General features: G+C 68.9%; 12 protein-coding genes and 1 pseudogene. 7 read left to right on the top strand and 6 right to left on the bottom strand.

What is annotated here, in order from left to right:
* Window positions 1-594: 594 nt before the first annotated feature.
* Window positions 595-3,369, bottom strand: a complete 2,775-nt coding sequence (locus tag ACFYML_RS35955) for an ATP-binding protein (protein WP_387424900.1) — start codon at window positions 3,367-3,369, stop codon at window positions 595-597.
* Window positions 3,370-3,413: 44 nt separating this feature from the next.
* On the opposite strand from ACFYML_RS35955, the gene ACFYML_RS35950 reads away from it, so the two are divergent.
* The 6 genes from ACFYML_RS35950 to ACFYML_RS35925 all read left to right on the top strand — a co-directional run bounded on the left by ACFYML_RS35950 (window position 3,414) and on the right by ACFYML_RS35925 (window position 8,306).
* Window positions 3,414-4,502, top strand: a complete 1,089-nt coding sequence (locus tag ACFYML_RS35950; protein ID WP_387424899.1) for an alkene reductase — start codon at window positions 3,414-3,416, stop codon at window positions 4,500-4,502.
* Complete coding sequence (locus tag ACFYML_RS35945; RefSeq protein ID WP_387424897.1) at window positions 4,499-5,725, top strand: MFS transporter; 1,227 nt, start codon at window positions 4,499-4,501, stop codon at window positions 5,723-5,725. The genes ACFYML_RS35950 and ACFYML_RS35945 overlap by 4 nt, the downstream gene beginning before the upstream one ends.
* Before the next feature lie 153 nt (window positions 5,726-5,878).
* The gene (locus tag ACFYML_RS35940; protein WP_387424896.1) at window positions 5,879-6,127 is read left to right on the top strand and encodes a hypothetical protein; all 249 of its coding nucleotides are present in this window, start codon (window positions 5,879-5,881) and stop codon (window positions 6,125-6,127) included.
* 75 nt (window positions 6,128-6,202) lie between these two features.
* A complete protein-coding gene (locus ACFYML_RS35935) occupies window positions 6,203-7,108 on the top strand; it encodes an NAD(P)-dependent oxidoreductase (RefSeq protein ID WP_387424895.1) in 906 nt (301 codons plus the stop codon).
* A 49-nt stretch (window positions 7,109-7,157) separates the two neighbouring features.
* A complete protein-coding gene (locus ACFYML_RS35930; protein WP_387424894.1) occupies window positions 7,158-7,526 on the top strand; it encodes a hypothetical protein in 369 nt (122 codons plus the stop codon).
* Between the two features lie 141 nt (window positions 7,527-7,667).
* The gene (locus tag ACFYML_RS35925) at window positions 7,668-8,306 is read left to right on the top strand and encodes a class I SAM-dependent methyltransferase (RefSeq protein WP_387424893.1); all 639 of its coding nucleotides are present in this window, start codon (window positions 7,668-7,670) and stop codon (window positions 8,304-8,306) included.
* Between the two features lie 25 nt (window positions 8,307-8,331).
* On the opposite strand, the gene ACFYML_RS35920 is transcribed toward ACFYML_RS35925, so the two are convergent.
* From ACFYML_RS35920 to ACFYML_RS35900, 5 genes and pseudogenes are all read right to left on the bottom strand, one after another.
* Window positions 8,332-9,651, bottom strand: coding sequence for a hypothetical protein (locus tag ACFYML_RS35920; protein ID WP_387424891.1), 1,320 nt, complete (start codon window positions 9,649-9,651; stop codon window positions 8,332-8,334).
* 173 nt (window positions 9,652-9,824) lie between these two features.
* Entirely contained in the window at window positions 9,825-10,160 is a 336-nt protein-coding gene (locus ACFYML_RS35915) for a helix-turn-helix transcriptional regulator (RefSeq protein WP_130511759.1), read from the bottom strand.
* Window positions 10,157-11,200 carry a tyrosine-type recombinase/integrase gene (locus ACFYML_RS35910; protein WP_387424901.1) on the bottom strand — a complete coding sequence of 348 codons (1,044 nt, stop codon included), beginning with the start codon at window positions 11,198-11,200 and terminating at the stop codon, window positions 10,157-10,159. Before ACFYML_RS35910 ends, ACFYML_RS35915 begins: the two co-directional genes overlap by 4 nt.
* Before the next feature lie 582 nt (window positions 11,201-11,782).
* Window positions 11,783-11,989, bottom strand: a pseudogene (locus ACFYML_RS35905) (IS1634 family transposase); the annotation flags it as partial.
* A 1,121-nt stretch (window positions 11,990-13,110) separates the two neighbouring features.
* Window positions 13,111-13,854 (bottom strand): AraC family transcriptional regulator, encoded by a 744-nt coding sequence (locus ACFYML_RS35900; RefSeq protein WP_387424890.1) that lies wholly within the window; start codon window positions 13,852-13,854, stop codon window positions 13,111-13,113.
* A 54-nt stretch (window positions 13,855-13,908) separates the two neighbouring features.
* On the opposite strand from ACFYML_RS35900, the gene ACFYML_RS35895 reads away from it, so the two are divergent.
* Window positions 13,909-15,117: an MFS transporter gene (locus ACFYML_RS35895; protein WP_387424888.1), complete on the top strand. Its 1,209-nt coding sequence runs from the start codon at window positions 13,909-13,911 to the stop codon at window positions 15,115-15,117.
* Window positions 15,118-15,331 lie beyond the last annotated feature (214 nt).

Below are 15,331 nucleotides of genomic sequence, written 5' to 3'. Positions count from 1 at the left end.
CACCGGGCAGTTTTCCTTACGTGGCAGGCACTTCGCTATATCTACCGACTCACCACCCATCGAAGATCACGATCGCCGTGAAAGGCCGAGGTTAGCAGCCAGGAGCGACCCCGGATCCCGGGCAGGGTCATTGCGTAATGGGGTAGCTGCTGGTGACGGTGGTGATGAGGTCGTGGGGCGATGGCTGGCGCGGCGGGTGGCTCTGGCATTGAGCCTTTTCCAAGCTGATCTTGCAGCTCAGGACGGGTGCGGCAGGCCCAGTGATCAATGGGTGCGAGGCTCCAGGTAGGACAGCTGTCGACCAAGACTCGAAGCCCCGACTCCCGGCAACCGACCGGCGACTTGCCGACCTACGGTTTGACAACGGTTTTCATTTGCTGGAAGGCTGCAGCCGACGGGAGGAGAGCTCATTGCTCGCTCCGCGCGAAGGGCCGACTGCGGCACCAGCTCCGGACCACGCTCGACCTGGCGCTGCTCGTGCGTAAGGCTGGCCTGGCCAGAGGCCGTCCGTCAACAAATCTGACAGTAAGCCCGGCTCGCCGAGCTGCTTCTATTCGGAGGCCAAGAGCACGGCTGCGCGAATCTCGGCGTGGTTCAGGTGAGGTCGAGGCGGGCCAGCTCCCGGCGTGACCGGATGCCGAGCTTGCGGTAGGCCCGATAAAGGTGGTGCTCTATCGTGCGCGGGCTGAGGAACAGGTGCGCAGCGATCTCGCGACTTGTGCTCCCGTCCCTGGCCAGACGCACGACCTGGAGTTCCTGCGGCGTGAGCCGCTCCAGCGGGGCGGCGGCCGCCGGCCGGGCTGCCAGGACGGATTCTCCTGTCGCCTTCAGCTCCGCCTCCGCCCGCGCCCGCCACGGCGCGGCCCGCAACCGCTCGAAGGTCTTCAGCGCCGCCCGCAGCGGGGTGCGGGCGTCGGTGCTGCGCCGGGCCCGGCGCAGCCACTCGCCGTACACCAGCTCGGTGCGCGCCTGTTCGAAAGGCCGGTCCGCGCGCCGGTGCGCCGCCAGGGCGCGCAGATAGTCGTCCTCGTCGTCACTCAGCAGCCCGCGGCAGCGGGCACTGACCGCCTCGGCCCATGGCTGGTTCCCGGCGCGTGCCCAGGCTTCCAGGCGGCGCAGGGGCTCCTGGGCCCGTTCGGGCTCGCCCAGCCGCACGGCCGCCTCGACCTGCTCGGCTCCGGCTGTGACCAGCACCGTCAGGTGGCGCAGCGGTCCTCGCGCCGCGGCCTCGAGCCGCTCCAGCACCCGGTCGTAGCGTCCGAGTCCCATGTCGAGCAGGCAGAGTGCGGCGAGGCCGGTCATGCCACCGGCGTCCGGCTGGTCGCTGGCGAGTCGGACGCAGCGTTGCTCGTCGCCCTCGATCGCCGCCACTCTGGCCAGCACCGAGTGCAGCCGCGGCATGCGCTGGTGCATCCCGGTATCACGAGCCAGCTGAACGGCCTCCGCGATGGACGCCTCGGCGTCACGGTGCCTGCCGGCCTGCACCTGCACTCCGGCCAGATCCTGCAGCACCTGCGGCAGCGCCCCCACCAGGCCCTGACTGCGCAACCGCGCCACCTCGGCGCTCGCAAGGGCGGCGGCCGCGTCGTCGTCGGCCATGACCATCGCGCAGAAGGCGGCCCACGGCATGGTGGCGCCGTCCGGCAGCGTGCGCGGCGCCTGGCCGGTGACGTCAGGCAGCGTGTGCGCAACGAACTGTGCCAGCAGCGGCAGGCCGCGCGCGTAGTCGTCGTCGATCAGGCGCGCCAGTCCCTGGACCATCAGATCCTGTGTGCCCATGTCGGCCAGCCGTGCCGCCGCGCACCGGATCACCTCCGCCTCGCCGCAGAGCCAGGCGTACCCGGCCGCCGTGCGCAGCATGGGCACGGCGCGCACCGGATCCGCAGCTGCACACCGTTCCAACAGGAGACGGGCGGCCGACTGGCCCTGTCCCCGCTCAAACTCCACCGCCGCTCGTATCTCGGTCAGCGTGGCGAGGGACGTGGGATCGTCCAGCAGGCCCTCGGCCTGGCCGACGAGGCCGGCGGCGTGGTCGGCATGGCCGGACGAGAGCGCCAGCGCCGCCGCCTGGCCCAGCCGGGCGGCCCGGTCGCGCGGTCGTGGGGTGAAGGTCGCGGCCTGTTCCCACAGCCCGGCGGCGGCGGCGAAGGCGGCCCGACCGCGAGCTCGTTCGGCGGCGCGCGTCAAGGCCACCGCCACGCCCTCGTCAGGTGAGGTCGTCGCCGCCGCGAGGTGCCGGATCCGGCAGTCGTCGTCGGTGGCCGCGTCCGTTAGCGCTCGGTGCACGGTGATCCGTCGCGCCAGCGGCGCGGCCTGGTAAACGGCGGTGCGGATCAGAGGATGGCGGAAGGCGATGGCCGCGGCACTCACCTCGACCAGCCCGGCCTTCTCGGCCTCCTCCAGGTCTTCCGGTCCGACTCCGAGCGCGTCCGCGGCGCTCAGCAGCATCGGCAGGTCGCCACGGCCCTCGGCGGCGGCCATCAGCATCATCAGGCGGGTCCTGTCGGGCAGCAGGGCGATGCGTGAGCGGAAGAACGCGAGCACGCGGTCAGCGATCGGGATCGGACCGGCCGCCGCATGGTAGCGCCTCCGTTCGGAGGAGAATTCGATCAGCGCCAGCGGGTTCCCCTCGGACTCGGCGATCAACTGCTCCCGCGCCGCGGGGGTCAGACCCCGGTGGGCCAGGACGCGTTCCGCGTCCTCCTTCGACAGCCTCGACGGGCGGATCTCGGGCAGACCAGGGGCGGCGAAGCCCTCCTCCCGCGCGGCGAACAGCAGCGCCACCTTCTCCTCCGTAAGGCGCCGGGCGGCGAACAGCAGTGCGTCGGCGGTGGCATGGTCGAGCCAGTGCGCATCGTCGACCAGGCAGAGCACCGGCCCGTCGTCGGCCAGATAGGCCAGCAGGGTCATCACGGCCAGCCCGGACAGGAACCTGTCCTGCCCGGGCGAGCCGCCCGAGCCGAGCACCGCTCGCAGGGCGGACGCCTGTGTCGCGGGCAGGGCATCGAGATGTTCCTGGACCGGCCAGAGCAGTTGGACGAGCCCGGCGAAGGCGAGATCGGCCTCCGTCTCGATGCCAGTGGCCCTCAGTATCCGCACGCCGCTGCCGGTGCAGTACTCGGCGGCCCAGTCGAGCAACGCCGATTTGCCGATGCCGGGCTCGCCGCGCAGGACGAGGCCGCCGCTGTGGCCGGTACGCGCGGCGTCCACGAGGTCCTGGATCGCGGCCTGCTCGCCCGCCCTGCCATACAACAACAGACCATGCCTTTCGTGCGGGGATACGTACGGCCGTGCCGTCCGAGATACGTACGCGATCCCAGTAGCCCGGTACCGAAACCTTACCGATTCGGCCCGTAGAGGCCCGTTCATATCCTCGTCGAAACGAAGACGATCTCGTGACGAGGAGAGTGATCGTGAACGAGCTTTTCACGCCAGTGACCATCGGCGAGTTGGATCTTCCCAACCGCCTGGTCATGGCGCCCATGACGCGGAGCAGGGCACGTGGCGGGCTCGTCGGTGAACTGACCGCCGAGTACTACGCCCAGCGCGCCGCTGCCGGCCTGATCATCACCGAGGGCACCCAGCCGGGCGTGATCGGCCAGGGCTACATCGACACCCCCGGACTGCACACGCCAGAGCAGGTGACGGCCTGGCGGCTGGTCACGGACGCGGTGCACCGGCGAGGCGGCCGCATCGCGGTCCAGATCATGCACTCCGGGCGGATCGGCCATCCCTGCCTGTATCCCGGAGGGGAGCTCCCCATCGCTCCGTCGGCGATCTGCTCCGGAGAGCGGCTCTACACCCCCGAAGGGCTGCTGGATTGCCCGACGCCGCGGGAGATGACGCATGCCGACATCGACCAGGCCATCGAGGATTTCGCATCCTCGGCCCGGCTGGCGATGGACGCCGGCTTCGACGCGGTCGAACTGCACGGCGGCAGCGGCTACCTGATCCACCAGTTCCTGTCGGACAACACCAACCGGCGCACCGACGCCTACGGCGGTTCGGTGGCCGGGCGCATCAGGTTCGCCGTGGAGGTCGTGCAGGCCGTCACCGACGCGATCGGGCCTGGCCGCGCCGGCATCCGGATCTCACCCGGCATCACCTACAACGGCATGAACGAAAGCGACACGGAGATCCTCTACACGGAGCTGGCCCGCGCGCTCGCACCGTACGACCTGGCGTACGTGCACGTCTCGGAGAACGACACACGCGACGTGACCAAGCTCATCCGCGCCGAGTGGGAGGGCCGGCTCGTCCTCAACCCGCACCCGTGGAGCGGCGAGGAGCCAGCGAACCCCGCGGACGGGATCCAGGCACTGCGCTCCGGCCTGGCCGACGCGATCTCCTTCGGCCGGCTGTGGCTGGCCAACCCCGACCTGCCCACCAGGATCGCGGCGGGTGGACCGTACACCGAAGCCGACCCGAGGACCTTCTACGGCGGCGACCACCGCGGCTACACCGACTACCCGGTGCTGTCCGCGAGCGGGAAGGGCAGATGAGCAACTCATCCCCCACCCCCTCCACCCACGCCGGAGCGCCCGATCAGCTCGGAACTCCGGACCGCGGGATCCCGGCGGCCTGGCTGGCGCTGCTGGCGGGACCGCTCTCCTTCGGGGTCGCCGGGCCCAGCCTCATCCTGCCGGACGCCGCCCGCGACCTCGGACTGACTCTGGGCGCCGTGACCTGGATCGTCACCGCCTTCGGCTGGGCCATCGCGATCGGCACCCCCTTGATGGCGGGCTTGCAGAGCCACCAGGGCGTACGCCGGGCCCTGCTCACCTGTGCCGCGCTGGTCGCCCTGGGCGCAGTGCTCGTGGTGAGCGTGCCCTCACTGCCGTCGCTCGTGCTCGGCAGCGCGGCTCAAGGGCTCGGCACTGCCGGGTTCACCACGATCGCCATGAGCCTCACCCGCTCGGCGCGCTCCATGGGACTCGTCACGGCCTCGCTGGCGACGGTCGGTTCCACCGCGCCGCTGATCGCCGACCTGGCCGGAGAGTTGCTGTCCTGGCAGGCGGGCCTGGCCCTGCCCGCGCTGAGCCTGCTCGCCGTTCCCGGCGTGCTGCGCCACCGACCCGCCGACCCGGCGCCGGACGCACCCTTCGACCCGGTGGGGGCGGTGCTGCTGACGGCATTGGTCACCGCGCTGGTGTTCGTGCCCCACTCATGGCCGGTCGCGGGGACGGCCGCCGTGGCCGCCGGTGGGCTGCTGGCGCTGCACCTACGGTCTAGGCGCGACGGATTCGTGCCCGCCTCGATCGTCCGCGCTCCGGTGTTCCTCCTGACGTCCGGACTGGCGTTCCTGCTGGCCGCGACCAACTTCGGCATGATCTATCTGCTGCCCGCCCTGCTCGCCGGACAGGCGGACTGGACCAGCGGCCAGGTGGGAGCCGCCATCCTGTGGCCGCTGATGTTCGGTGGGTTGGCCTCCTACGGGATGATCGCCGCCACCGCGAAAGCGCCGGTGAAGGCCGTTGCCGGGCTCTTCCCCGGGCTGGCGGCGGCAGGCGCGGGGCTGGCATGCCTCAGCCTCTCGCCGGCCGTCCTCCTCATCGCCCAGGCGCTTACCTCCCTCGCCGCCGCCTCCGGACAAGGGGCGTTCGCGGCACGCGCCGCCGCCGCGGTGCCCGACGGCGCCAGATCGACGGCGATGGGCCAGTTCAACCTCTGCTACCTGCTCGGCGCCGCATTCGGCCCCGCCATCGCCGCCGCGCTCGCCGGCTGACCTCGACGATCCGGCCCTCGGAGTGTGGAGGAACGAGAACGTACGCTAAGCCTGTTCGCCCAGCTCACCGGTAGTGCGTGATCGTCGTTGAGTGGAGGGCACCATCGCTCCCGTTCCGTTCGCACATCTCGGCGTCGTAGTCGGGTCAGAGTGGTGCGCGCCGCGCTGCGTCCGGTCACCGGCCGCACCAACGTGCTGGCATTCGTGGCCGGGCTGATGTCCCGGTACCCGCTGGAGGAGGCCCGCCTGACCGAGGCCAACGGCGAGCCCGCAATCTGGACCGTGATCGGCGAGCAGCGGCAGCTGGTCATCTTCGGCATCCGCGACGGACGCATCCACGAAATCTTCGGCATCCTCAACCCCGACAAGCTGTCGGGCCTCGACCCGGCGAGCACAGCATGACCGCTGTCGGGTGATCTTCCCGAGTCGAGCCAGCGGCCATTCCTTCCATCCGAATCCGATACGAAAGGGAGCACCATGACGACGACAACAGCTGCGACTGACAACGCCACCAGCGCGGCGAGCCGGGTCACCGTGCTCGGTCTCGGTTCCATGGGATCGGCGATCGCCAGAACGTTCGTCGACCGCGGGTATCGCACGACGGTCTGGAACCGGACGGCGAGCAAGAGCGCGCCGCTGGTCGACGTCGGCGCCACGGCGGCCGCGACGGCCGCGGAGGCGGTGGCGGCCAGCCCGCTCGTCGTGGTCTGCCTCCTGGACGGCGCGGCGGTCGACGAAGTGCTGGCCTCGGTCGATGACGTGGTCGCAGGCAAGGTGCTGGTGAACCTCACGAGCGGCTCACCTGGTCAGGCGCGCGCCAACGAGCGCTGGGCGAGTGAGCGCGGCGCCGAGTACATCGACGGCAAGCTCATGGGAGACCCGCCGTACGTCGGGACACCGAACATCACCGTCCTGCTCAGCGGTTCCCGCAGCGCCTTCGATGCCCACGCATCGACCCTGCGGGAGCTGGGCGGCGTCGGCTACCACGGCGAGGACGCCGGCTTGGCCGCCGTGGAGTTCATGGCCCAGGTCGCCATGGGTTACGAGATGCTCATCGGCTTTCTGCACGTGCTCAAGCTGGTTCGGGCGGAAGGGGTCGACGTGACGGAGTTCGCCGAGCGCGTCGCCGGCTCGCTGGCCGCTTATCCGCCGTTGCTGACCGCGATCGCCAAGGCGGTCGCGAGCGGGGAATACCCGCCGGACCTCGGTTCGCTCCGCGTCCAGGCCGCGCTGATGGACGACATGGTCGACCACCGGGAGTCCGTCGGCGTGGAAGCCATGCGGATGCGCCAGGTCAAGGAACTGATGGATCGCCGGATCGCCGACGGCCACGGCGAACAGGGATTCTCGAGCCTGTTCGAGCTGCTAGCGAAGGAAGGCTGAATCGAGTCATGAGCCACCACGACGAAACAACCTCCTTTTCCGCAACACCATGCGAATCACCGACGGCCACCTGGAGGATTTCCGCAACGCCATCGCCCGAGCCGTGGAGTTCGCCCAGCAGCATGGCCCGCAGCTGATGGTGCAGACCTTCGTGGACGAGAAGCGGATGCTCGCGCACAGCTTCCAGCTTTATCGGGACTCCGACGCGGTCCGCCTGCACTGGAAACCCGCGGACCCGTTCATCCAGGACGTCATGAAGCACTGCCGGGTGGAGCACTTCGAGGTGTTCGGTGAGCCGGACGCCGAGGTGGCGGCGGGCCTGCGCTCGTCGCTCGGCGAGCAGACCCCGCTCACGTTCTCCCCCCGCATCGCCGGCTTCCTACGCTTCGGCGCGGCACTGGATATCGCTGCCGAGTGAGCCGCCGCCGGTCGCTGCTAGGACCAGCCGACTGGCAGGGTCGTGTAATCCAACTGGCGCCTATTCACGCTGACAACCGGACAGTCGGTCGCTCTGAGTATCAGTGGGGCGGCGCTCGGGGCTCCGTCGGTAGCGACGATAATGATCGACATGAACGTCCGATATGACGAGGTTCTCGACCCGTTGCGCCAGGCATACGACACTCGCGCGGCCTGGCGCGACGGGCTCACCAAGGAGCCGTGGAAGCTGGCGGAACGTCAGGCGTTCCGGGACCGTCTGGCATCAGGTGCGCGGCTGCTGGAGATCGGTGCGGGCACCGGGCAGGACAGCGCCTTCTTCCAACAGGAAGGCCTTGACGTCGTCGCGGCGGACCTGTCACCGGTGATGGTCGAGCACTGCCGGGCCAAGGGCATCGAGGCCCACGTGATGAACTTCCTGCACCTTGGCTTCCCGCCCGGCTCTTTCGACGCGGTGTTCGCGATGAACTGCCTGCTGCATGTGCCCAACCACGACCTGCCCGCCGTCCTGGCCGCCATCCGGGCCGTCCTGCGTCCCGGCGGCCTCTTCTTCGTCGGGGTGTACGGCGGCAGCGAGAGCACCGAGGGCCCTATCGACGACGATCAGCACGTGCCGCCGCGCTTCTTCTCATGGCGAACCGACGAACAGCTGGTCGGCTTCGCCACCGCCGCACTGTTCGACGTGGTGGACTTCCATCCGGTCGACACCGGTCGTGGCTACCGCTTCCAGTCGCTGACCCTGCAACGCCGCAACGGCGACTGAGTATCCGGCAGCAGCGGACCCGTGGTCACGGTGTGTTGCGGCTGGGGCTGTAGCGGTTCCAGGTTCCACCGGCCGCGGCGTGGTGGCGCTGGGTGGTGGTGTGGTGGAAGCCGAGAGTCTGGGCGATGACCGGCGCCGGGGCTTGGAGGACAAGTTGGTGCAGTGCGGCCAGGCGGCCGGGAACGGTGGGGACGCCGAGGTCACGGATGAGCGGGGCAATCGTGCGGGTGGTCAACGGTTGGCCGGCGCGGCGGCCGGGGAACAGCCAGCGGGCGTTGCGGTTCGTGGCGGTGCGCATGTTGGTGCGCTGGTCGCGTAGCGCCAGCAGCAGCTCGGCGACGGGTTCGGGAACCGGCGTCGGCGGGCCGCCCAACCGGAGCAGGATGTCGGGGCCGGTGGTGTCGATGTCGTCGATGGTCAGGCCCAGGATGCGGCCGAGCGGTTGGGCGTATAACAGCAGCAGGATTGCGGCGACGCGGGCGCGGAGCTCGCCGGTGTCGTCGGTGATCAGCTTGCGGAGTAGTCCGATGCGCCGGTGCTGCGTGATCGGCGATCGCTGGCCGGGTCGGTGCGCGGCGACGTGCAGCCGTGGCATGTGCCCGGCGTGGGCGGCCCAGGTCAGGAACGGTTTGAGGAGCTGCCGTTGACGCGGCGGATGGGTGACGATCCAGCGGTCCAGGTCGTCCTGCCGGAGCCGGGCGAGGACGAGTCCCTGCTCCTGGACCCCGGCGAGGAAGTCGCCAGCCCGCAGGACTTGCTGTCCGAGTTCGCCGCGGGTGCTGCGGCTCACGGGCCCGCGTTCGGCGCGGCGGCGCAGCCAGGGCAGCAGATGCCAGGTGGCGTACTGGCGCAGCAGCCGGCGCTGTTCGATGTCGGTGATGGCGTCCAGGTACTCGAGCAACCATCTCTCGAACAGCAGGATCTGCTTGTCGATCAGGGGCAGGACACCGCACTGCATGAGTAGTTCCCGCAGGTGGGCGGCAGCTCGCCATGGTTGCAAGCGGTGGAACGCATCGTGGCTCAGTTCGATGTCAGCTCGGCCCAGACCTCGCAGCAGATCCGCAGCCGAGGCGGGGCGCCCGTGCCGGGAGGAAACCCAGGCCAGGCCCGTGAGCGGGTTGTCCATGCTGGTCAGCAGCTCGGCCAGGGGCGCCAGTTCAGGGCGGATGCGGCCGGTGCCATCGTCGAGGAGCTCGGCGACGCGCCGGGTGAACGTGCAGCGGGTGCACCGGCGGCCGGCGTGCAGCTTGCCCTCCTGCCCGCACTCGGCGCAGGTATACGAGATGGAGAATCCAGCGCAACTGGTGCAGATCGGAGCCCGGTCCTCGGCCCGCCGTCCAGCCAAAAGCCGGTCGTGACTGCAGCCGGGGCAGCGACCCTGGGTCCGCAACGCCCGATCTTGGCAGGTGCGGCAGACCTGGCCGTCAGGCCACCGAACGGTGGAACTTCGCCGACCGCAGCGGACGCAGTCGCGGACGAACCAGCGTTCGTACTGCTCAGCGGTGTAGCTGCGGCCCATCAGTCCGGTCGCACGCGGGCGCGCTTGGGTCGGACCGTGGCCAGGTCCACCGGCGCCGGGGCGTCGCCAGCGACGGCCTTGCGCGGCGCGACGTTGGCCGCCGTCGTGACGACCAGGTCGGCGGGGGTGACCTCCAGGATGTCGCACAACGCCGCCAGCACCGGCAGCGACAGCCGCTCGGGTGTGCCGGTGACCAGGCGGTGGACCTGGGAGGCGGACAGGTCGATGCCCCGTTCGTGCAGCAGCGGCACCAGTTCGGTGGCGGTGAACACGCCGCGGGCGGCCATCATCTCCCGCAGCCGCCACCGGTAGCTGACCTGGCGTTTCATGCTCATCGCGCCGCCCTCCGCGCCGGTCGTAGTGCCGCGTTCATGGTCGCGTCGAGAGCCTGCCGCAGCGTGCGGGTGCGGAAGTCCGACGACACGCAGGTGTAGATCGCCGTGGTCGAAGCGTGTTCGTGGCCGACCTGCTGCTGCACGAACAACGGATCCCAGCCGGCCTCGATTAGGTGGGTGACATACGAGCGGCGCAGGGAGTGGAAGTCCAGCCCGGCGTCCAGGCCGAGGGCGTCGCGGTAGGCCGACAGCCGCGCGTTGAGCTGGGCCAGCCCGACCCGCGGCGCCCGTTCCGAGGGCCACAGCGCCGCGTTACCTTCGGCGGCCAGCAGTGGCCGGATCTCCTCGATCCACTCGGCGAGGATTTCTGGCACCCATGCCCAGACGGTCAGCACGCTCCGTCGTTTCGGCGGCGAGCCCTTCATCGCCTTGCCGTGGCGCACGTAGAGCACGCCGTACTCGCCGAACTCGCTGGCGTGCGGGTTGCGGCCAAAGTCGGCCACGTCGAGCATCCGGGTCTCGTTGCGCCGCAGCCCGTACCCGTAGGCGACCTTGAACAGGGTCGCGTCGCGGAACGCCGGCAGCCAGCCCTTGCGCCCGGCCGCCCGGATCCGGGTGACCTGCTCGTCAGCGTAGTCCAGCAGGGCCTGCATCTCGTCGAGGGTGAACGCGCGCTTGGCCGGGTCGCCCTCGGCCGCGGCGACGTGGACGGCGGCGTTCCACTCGTGGACCACCTGCACCGGGTGCGTACCGAAGCGCTTCTCGCACTCGCCGACCCAGCCGTAGGCCGGGTCGGTCAGGTACGCGCAGAACAGCCGGACCGCCTCCTGGTAGCCGCGCAGCGTCGAGCGGCGCACCCGGCGCACGGCCCGCAGATCGGTGCACCACTCGTCGACCAGCTGCGGAGTCCACCGCCACGGCAGCGTCTGCGCGTGCTCGGCGAACGCTCGCACCGATCGCTGCCGGCTCTCCACGGTGGCGAAGGACAGGTTCCGTGCGAGTTGCTGGTTGCGCCAACCGTCGAGCATCGCGGTGAACACCTGCTCGTCCGGTCGCAGCAGCCGGACGCCGTCGGCCAGTTGCAGGGCCGCCGAGCCCGGAGCGGCACGTTCCACGTCCACCGACAGTGACCTCCCACCACTCGCATCAGATGCGAAATTCTCGCATCTGATGCGACCCGCTTGTCAAACGCGCAGGTCAGACTAGGCGTACCTACAATCCTCGCGGCAAAGAGCCGAATGGACGAGGTCTACAGTCGACAAGACCGCCACTAACGCGACGAGCAGCGCGAACTTCCGCCACGGTACGCACGCAGACTGTCTTGTATTCGCATCAGATCGAATACGCGGCGGTTGTAGCTTCCAGCCCGAAACCAACGACAGCACTGGTCAACTGGTCCTCGGCACGAGCGGCACTGCCGTCCGGCTACACCCGTTCTGACCAGCGTTGTCGTTGATTTTTCGCTGCTTACTACCGCGAGGCCAACCCGGACGGCGAGCCTTGGGCGGTGCGGTCACAGCGGTTCGAGGTCGTCCTCGTCCTCTCGGTCGTCGCCGGCGAGCATCTGCAGGGCCTCGCGGAGCCAGCCGAGCTCGTCGGGGTGGATCCCGAGTTCGGCCAGATTAGTACGCACCTCGACGGTCGTGGATGCGGTCCAGGGCGTTGTTCAGTTCGTCGGGTAGGGGGTCGGCGGCGGTGATGGTGTGGGTGCCGGCCTGGATCTCGACGGTGCGGTAGCGGCGGGCGGTGCGGACGAACTTTTTGATCGACCAGCCGGTGCGGTCCTCGATCCTGCGGCTGACCGGGAGGGCGGCGAACACGATCGCCACGGTGACCAGCAGTTACCCGAGAACGCAATGGCCCTGGCCCGCTACCTGCGTCCCTCTGTCCTGCGGTAGCCAGAAGTGGGCCCCTCAATTACGAGCTTCTGCATTGCGCTCGACCGTACACAGAAATCGGCTGAAGATTCGACTGCTTTATACCGACCCAACCGCCCTTTTCGGGCAAAGTTCTACTTTCTCCCTTAAGTCGTCACTATCATGTATGTATTCGTCGACCAAGAAGATCACCCCCACCGCCGAGCGACCCTCATCGGCCCAATGTCCGAAACGTTGTCGCGCCTGCACGTGCCTGGGTCAACGGCGACTGGTAGTGACGGACGCGCCAGCGCCGCCGCGCGCTGCCTGCGGCAGAACAGGTGCGCCTCGCGGCGCATTGTTGTATCCCCGGTGCAGCCGGGAGGAACTCGGAGGGAGGTTCTTGGGTCTGATGGCTTACCTGGATCCGAAAGGGTGAAGGGGACAAGAGCATGCCAGGAAAGCAGTGGTCGCGTCCAGGCGTAGGGGTGTGAGGTGCTGCGGGACCCGCGGAATATGGTGAAAGCTGGATTGCCTGAAGCCTAATCTCCAGTTGATGCAAGCCGCCATCCACCGGAAAGACGTCTGAACCGGTGCCGTGCCCTGCGTTGGTATCACTGATTTGCTGACGCAACCTCCGGGGCGCGGGCGATGCCCAGTGAGGGTATTCAAGGAGATGAGTGGGCCACCTACGTTCCGCTCGACACGTACAACAGGGACGAACGAGGGATCGCCTACGGGACGCGAGTCCTATGGCGACGGAGGTCTGGTAGTAGTCGCAGGAGTCACGACCTGCCAAGGAGGGCGGGAAAGCCGTCTACAGGGCGAAGCAGACCAGGTGATCGGATATCACCCATCCGGGAGGTATGCGTAATGCAAAACGCCGAACCGGTCCGGGATGTCCTGCGTGATGGCGGGTGCGCGCCCGCCAAGTCTCTCACGTGACGATCACTGGAGAGCCCGTTGCTGGGAAACTGGCACGGCGGGTTCGGGCCGGGGGCCGCTGGAAAAGGACCTGAACAGGCACCTCGCCAGCGGCCTACCGGTGCTGCGCCGCTGGGTGCCCGCTTTCGACTGTCGTAGCCGGCATTTAGCTAGGCGGCCGGGTGGGCGCCCGGGGTATGGCCGAAGGTGTGGCGGAACACGTCGATGAAGGCGCTGGCCGACGACCAGCCGCAGCGGTGGGCCACGACGGTGACCGGCGTCTTGTCGGCCAGCAGTATCAGTGCGTGGTGTAGGCGTAGCTGGGTGCGCCACTGGGGGAAGGTCATGCCGAGGTCGCGGCGGAACATCCGGGACAGGGTGCGGTCGCTGGCGCCTACCTCATGGCCGAGTTCCGCGAGCGTACGGTTGTCGCCCGGGTCGGCCTGCAAGATGGCGCACACGGTGCGCAGCATAGGCTCGGTCGGGGCAGGCACGTGCAGCGGTTGCTGGGGAGAGGCCCGGAGTTGGTCGAGCAGCACGGCGCGCAGGCGGGTCCGTTCGGGGCTGTCTCCGCTCCCGTCGTGGGTGTAGGCGACGATCAGTTCGCGCAGCAGCGGGCTGACGGCGAGCACGGTCGGAGTGTCCAGGCCGAGCGGGTTGTCCGTTGCCGGCAATCCGAGCATGTGCAAGTCTAGCTCGCCGTAGGCCCGGTGGGCGTGCACCGTTCCGGCCGGCACCCAGATAGCGCGCGTGCCCGGCGCGACCCAGGATCCTTCACTGGTCGTGACAGCCAGGACCCCGCGGGCGGCGTAGACGATCTGGTGATCGTCGTGGCGGTGCGCGTCGATCTCGCCCCCCGACGCGAGTCGCTGAGTGCGTGTGGGGGCCACCGGGGTGTGGCGGATTTCCGTCATTAGTTGGCAGCTTATCGGAAGCCCGACAGGGCGGTGAGTTGGAACCATCGCCGAGTGCGAAGGAAAACCTCAATCGCTCTGCTCTCCGTTGGGCATGCCTGCGTCGACATCTACCAGGGCACCGTCGCGGCTCTGGTGCCGTTGTTCGTCGCCGAACGGGCTTACACCTACGCGACGGCATCTGGCATCGTGCTCGCCGCCTCACTGCTGTCTTCGGTGGCGCAGCCGATGTTCGGCGCGCTCACCGACCGTTGGGCAATGCCCTGGCTGCTGCCCGTCAGCACCATGCTGGGCGGGGTGGGCATCGCGCTGAGCGGACTGAGCGGCAACTACACACTCACTCTCTTCTTCGTGGCGATCTCCGGTATCGGCGTGGCCGCCTACCATCCCGAATCCGCGCGCATCGCCCGCGAAGCCAGCGAGGGCAGCCACACCGCCATGGCGTACTTCTCCACCGGCGGCAACATCGGCTTCGCGCTCGCGCCGCTGATGGTCGCCGCCGTCGCGGCCATCGGTGGCCTGGGCTGGACGCCGCTGATGGTGGTGCCAGCTCTCGCTGGCACTGCGATGGCCTTGCCCGTCCTGCGCGCTCTAGTCAAACGCAAGAGCGCCAAAAGTGGAGCGGCAGCGCCGATCGGGCACGACGACACCGCCTCGTTCGTGCGGCTGACGCTGGCCGTAGTGTCCCGGTCGATCGCCTTTATCGGCCTGAGCACGTTCATCTCCCTCTACGCCCAGCAGCGCATGAACGGCAGCTCTGCGGCGGGCACTGCCGCCCTGTTCGTGCTCTACCTCGGCGGTGTGATCGGCTCGGTCCTGGGTGGTTCGGCGGCAGCCCGATGGGGCCGGGTGGCAGTCTCCCGCTGGTCCTACGCGATCACCGTCATTGCGATCACGGGCGTGGTGTGGGTGCCTGGGCCGGCCATCTATCTGTTCGTGGCCTTGGCCTCGGCCGGCCTCTATGTTCCCTTCTCGCTCCAGGTCACCCTCGGGCAGGACTACCTACCCACAAAGGTCGGCACCGCCAGCGGCATCACCCTCGGCCTGACGGTCAGCATCGGCGGCCTCGCCAGCCCTGTCATCGGCGCGATAGCCGATGCGACGTCGCTGCGAACCGCGCTGACGCCGCTCATCCTCATGCCGGTGCTCAGCTGGCTGTTGTACCAAACCCTGCGAGACCCGGAAGTGCCGAAGCCTGATCTCGAGGAGCGCGCGCAACAGAACCGGCCCTGCCCTCCCCGGCTTCCGTTGACTAGCTCGTAGCACGCAAACCTCGCCGGTATCCCAGCATGGCACCTTCTGTTCTGGCGGCGAGCCATGCCCGATACTCCACGGTCCTCAGAGGGCGTTTGATTTACGCCTTTTGCGTCTTGCAGGGTTAGTGAAGTGATCTCAGCGACTTTCCGGTAGGTATTTGTACTCGAAGTGGGTCAGGTGTAGCGCGGCGGCGACGATGTCGCCGATTCGGCGTGGGCTG

The organism is Micromonospora sp. NPDC007230, assembly GCF_042869115.1.
Taxonomy (GTDB): domain Bacteria; phylum Actinomycetota; class Actinomycetes; order Mycobacteriales; family Micromonosporaceae; genus Micromonospora.
This window is presented reverse-complemented; position numbering and strand designations above follow the sequence as displayed.

What these genes read in the sequence shown, in the direction of transcription:
- ACFYML_RS35955 (WP_387424900.1), bottom strand. Translation starts at nt 3,369, where the DNA reads ATGAACGGGCCTCTACGGGCCGAATCGGTAAGGTTTCGGTACCGGGCT.
- ACFYML_RS35945 (WP_387424897.1), top strand. Translation starts at nt 4,499, where the DNA reads ATGAGCAACTCATCCCCCACCCCCTCCACCCACGCCGGAGCGCCCGAT.
- ACFYML_RS35935 (WP_387424895.1), top strand. Translation starts at nt 6,203, where the DNA reads ATGACGACGACAACAGCTGCGACTGACAACGCCACCAGCGCGGCGAGC.
- ACFYML_RS35930 (WP_387424894.1), top strand. Translation starts at nt 7,158, where the DNA reads ATGCGAATCACCGACGGCCACCTGGAGGATTTCCGCAACGCCATCGCC.
- ACFYML_RS35925 (WP_387424893.1), top strand. Translation starts at nt 7,668, where the DNA reads ATGATCGACATGAACGTCCGATATGACGAGGTTCTCGACCCGTTGCGC.
- ACFYML_RS35915 (WP_130511759.1), bottom strand. Translation starts at nt 10,160, where the DNA reads ATGAGCATGAAACGCCAGGTCAGCTACCGGTGGCGGCTGCGGGAGATG.
- ACFYML_RS35900 (WP_387424890.1), bottom strand. Translation starts at nt 13,854, where the DNA reads ATGACGGAAATCCGCCACACCCCGGTGGCCCCCACACGCACTCAGCGA.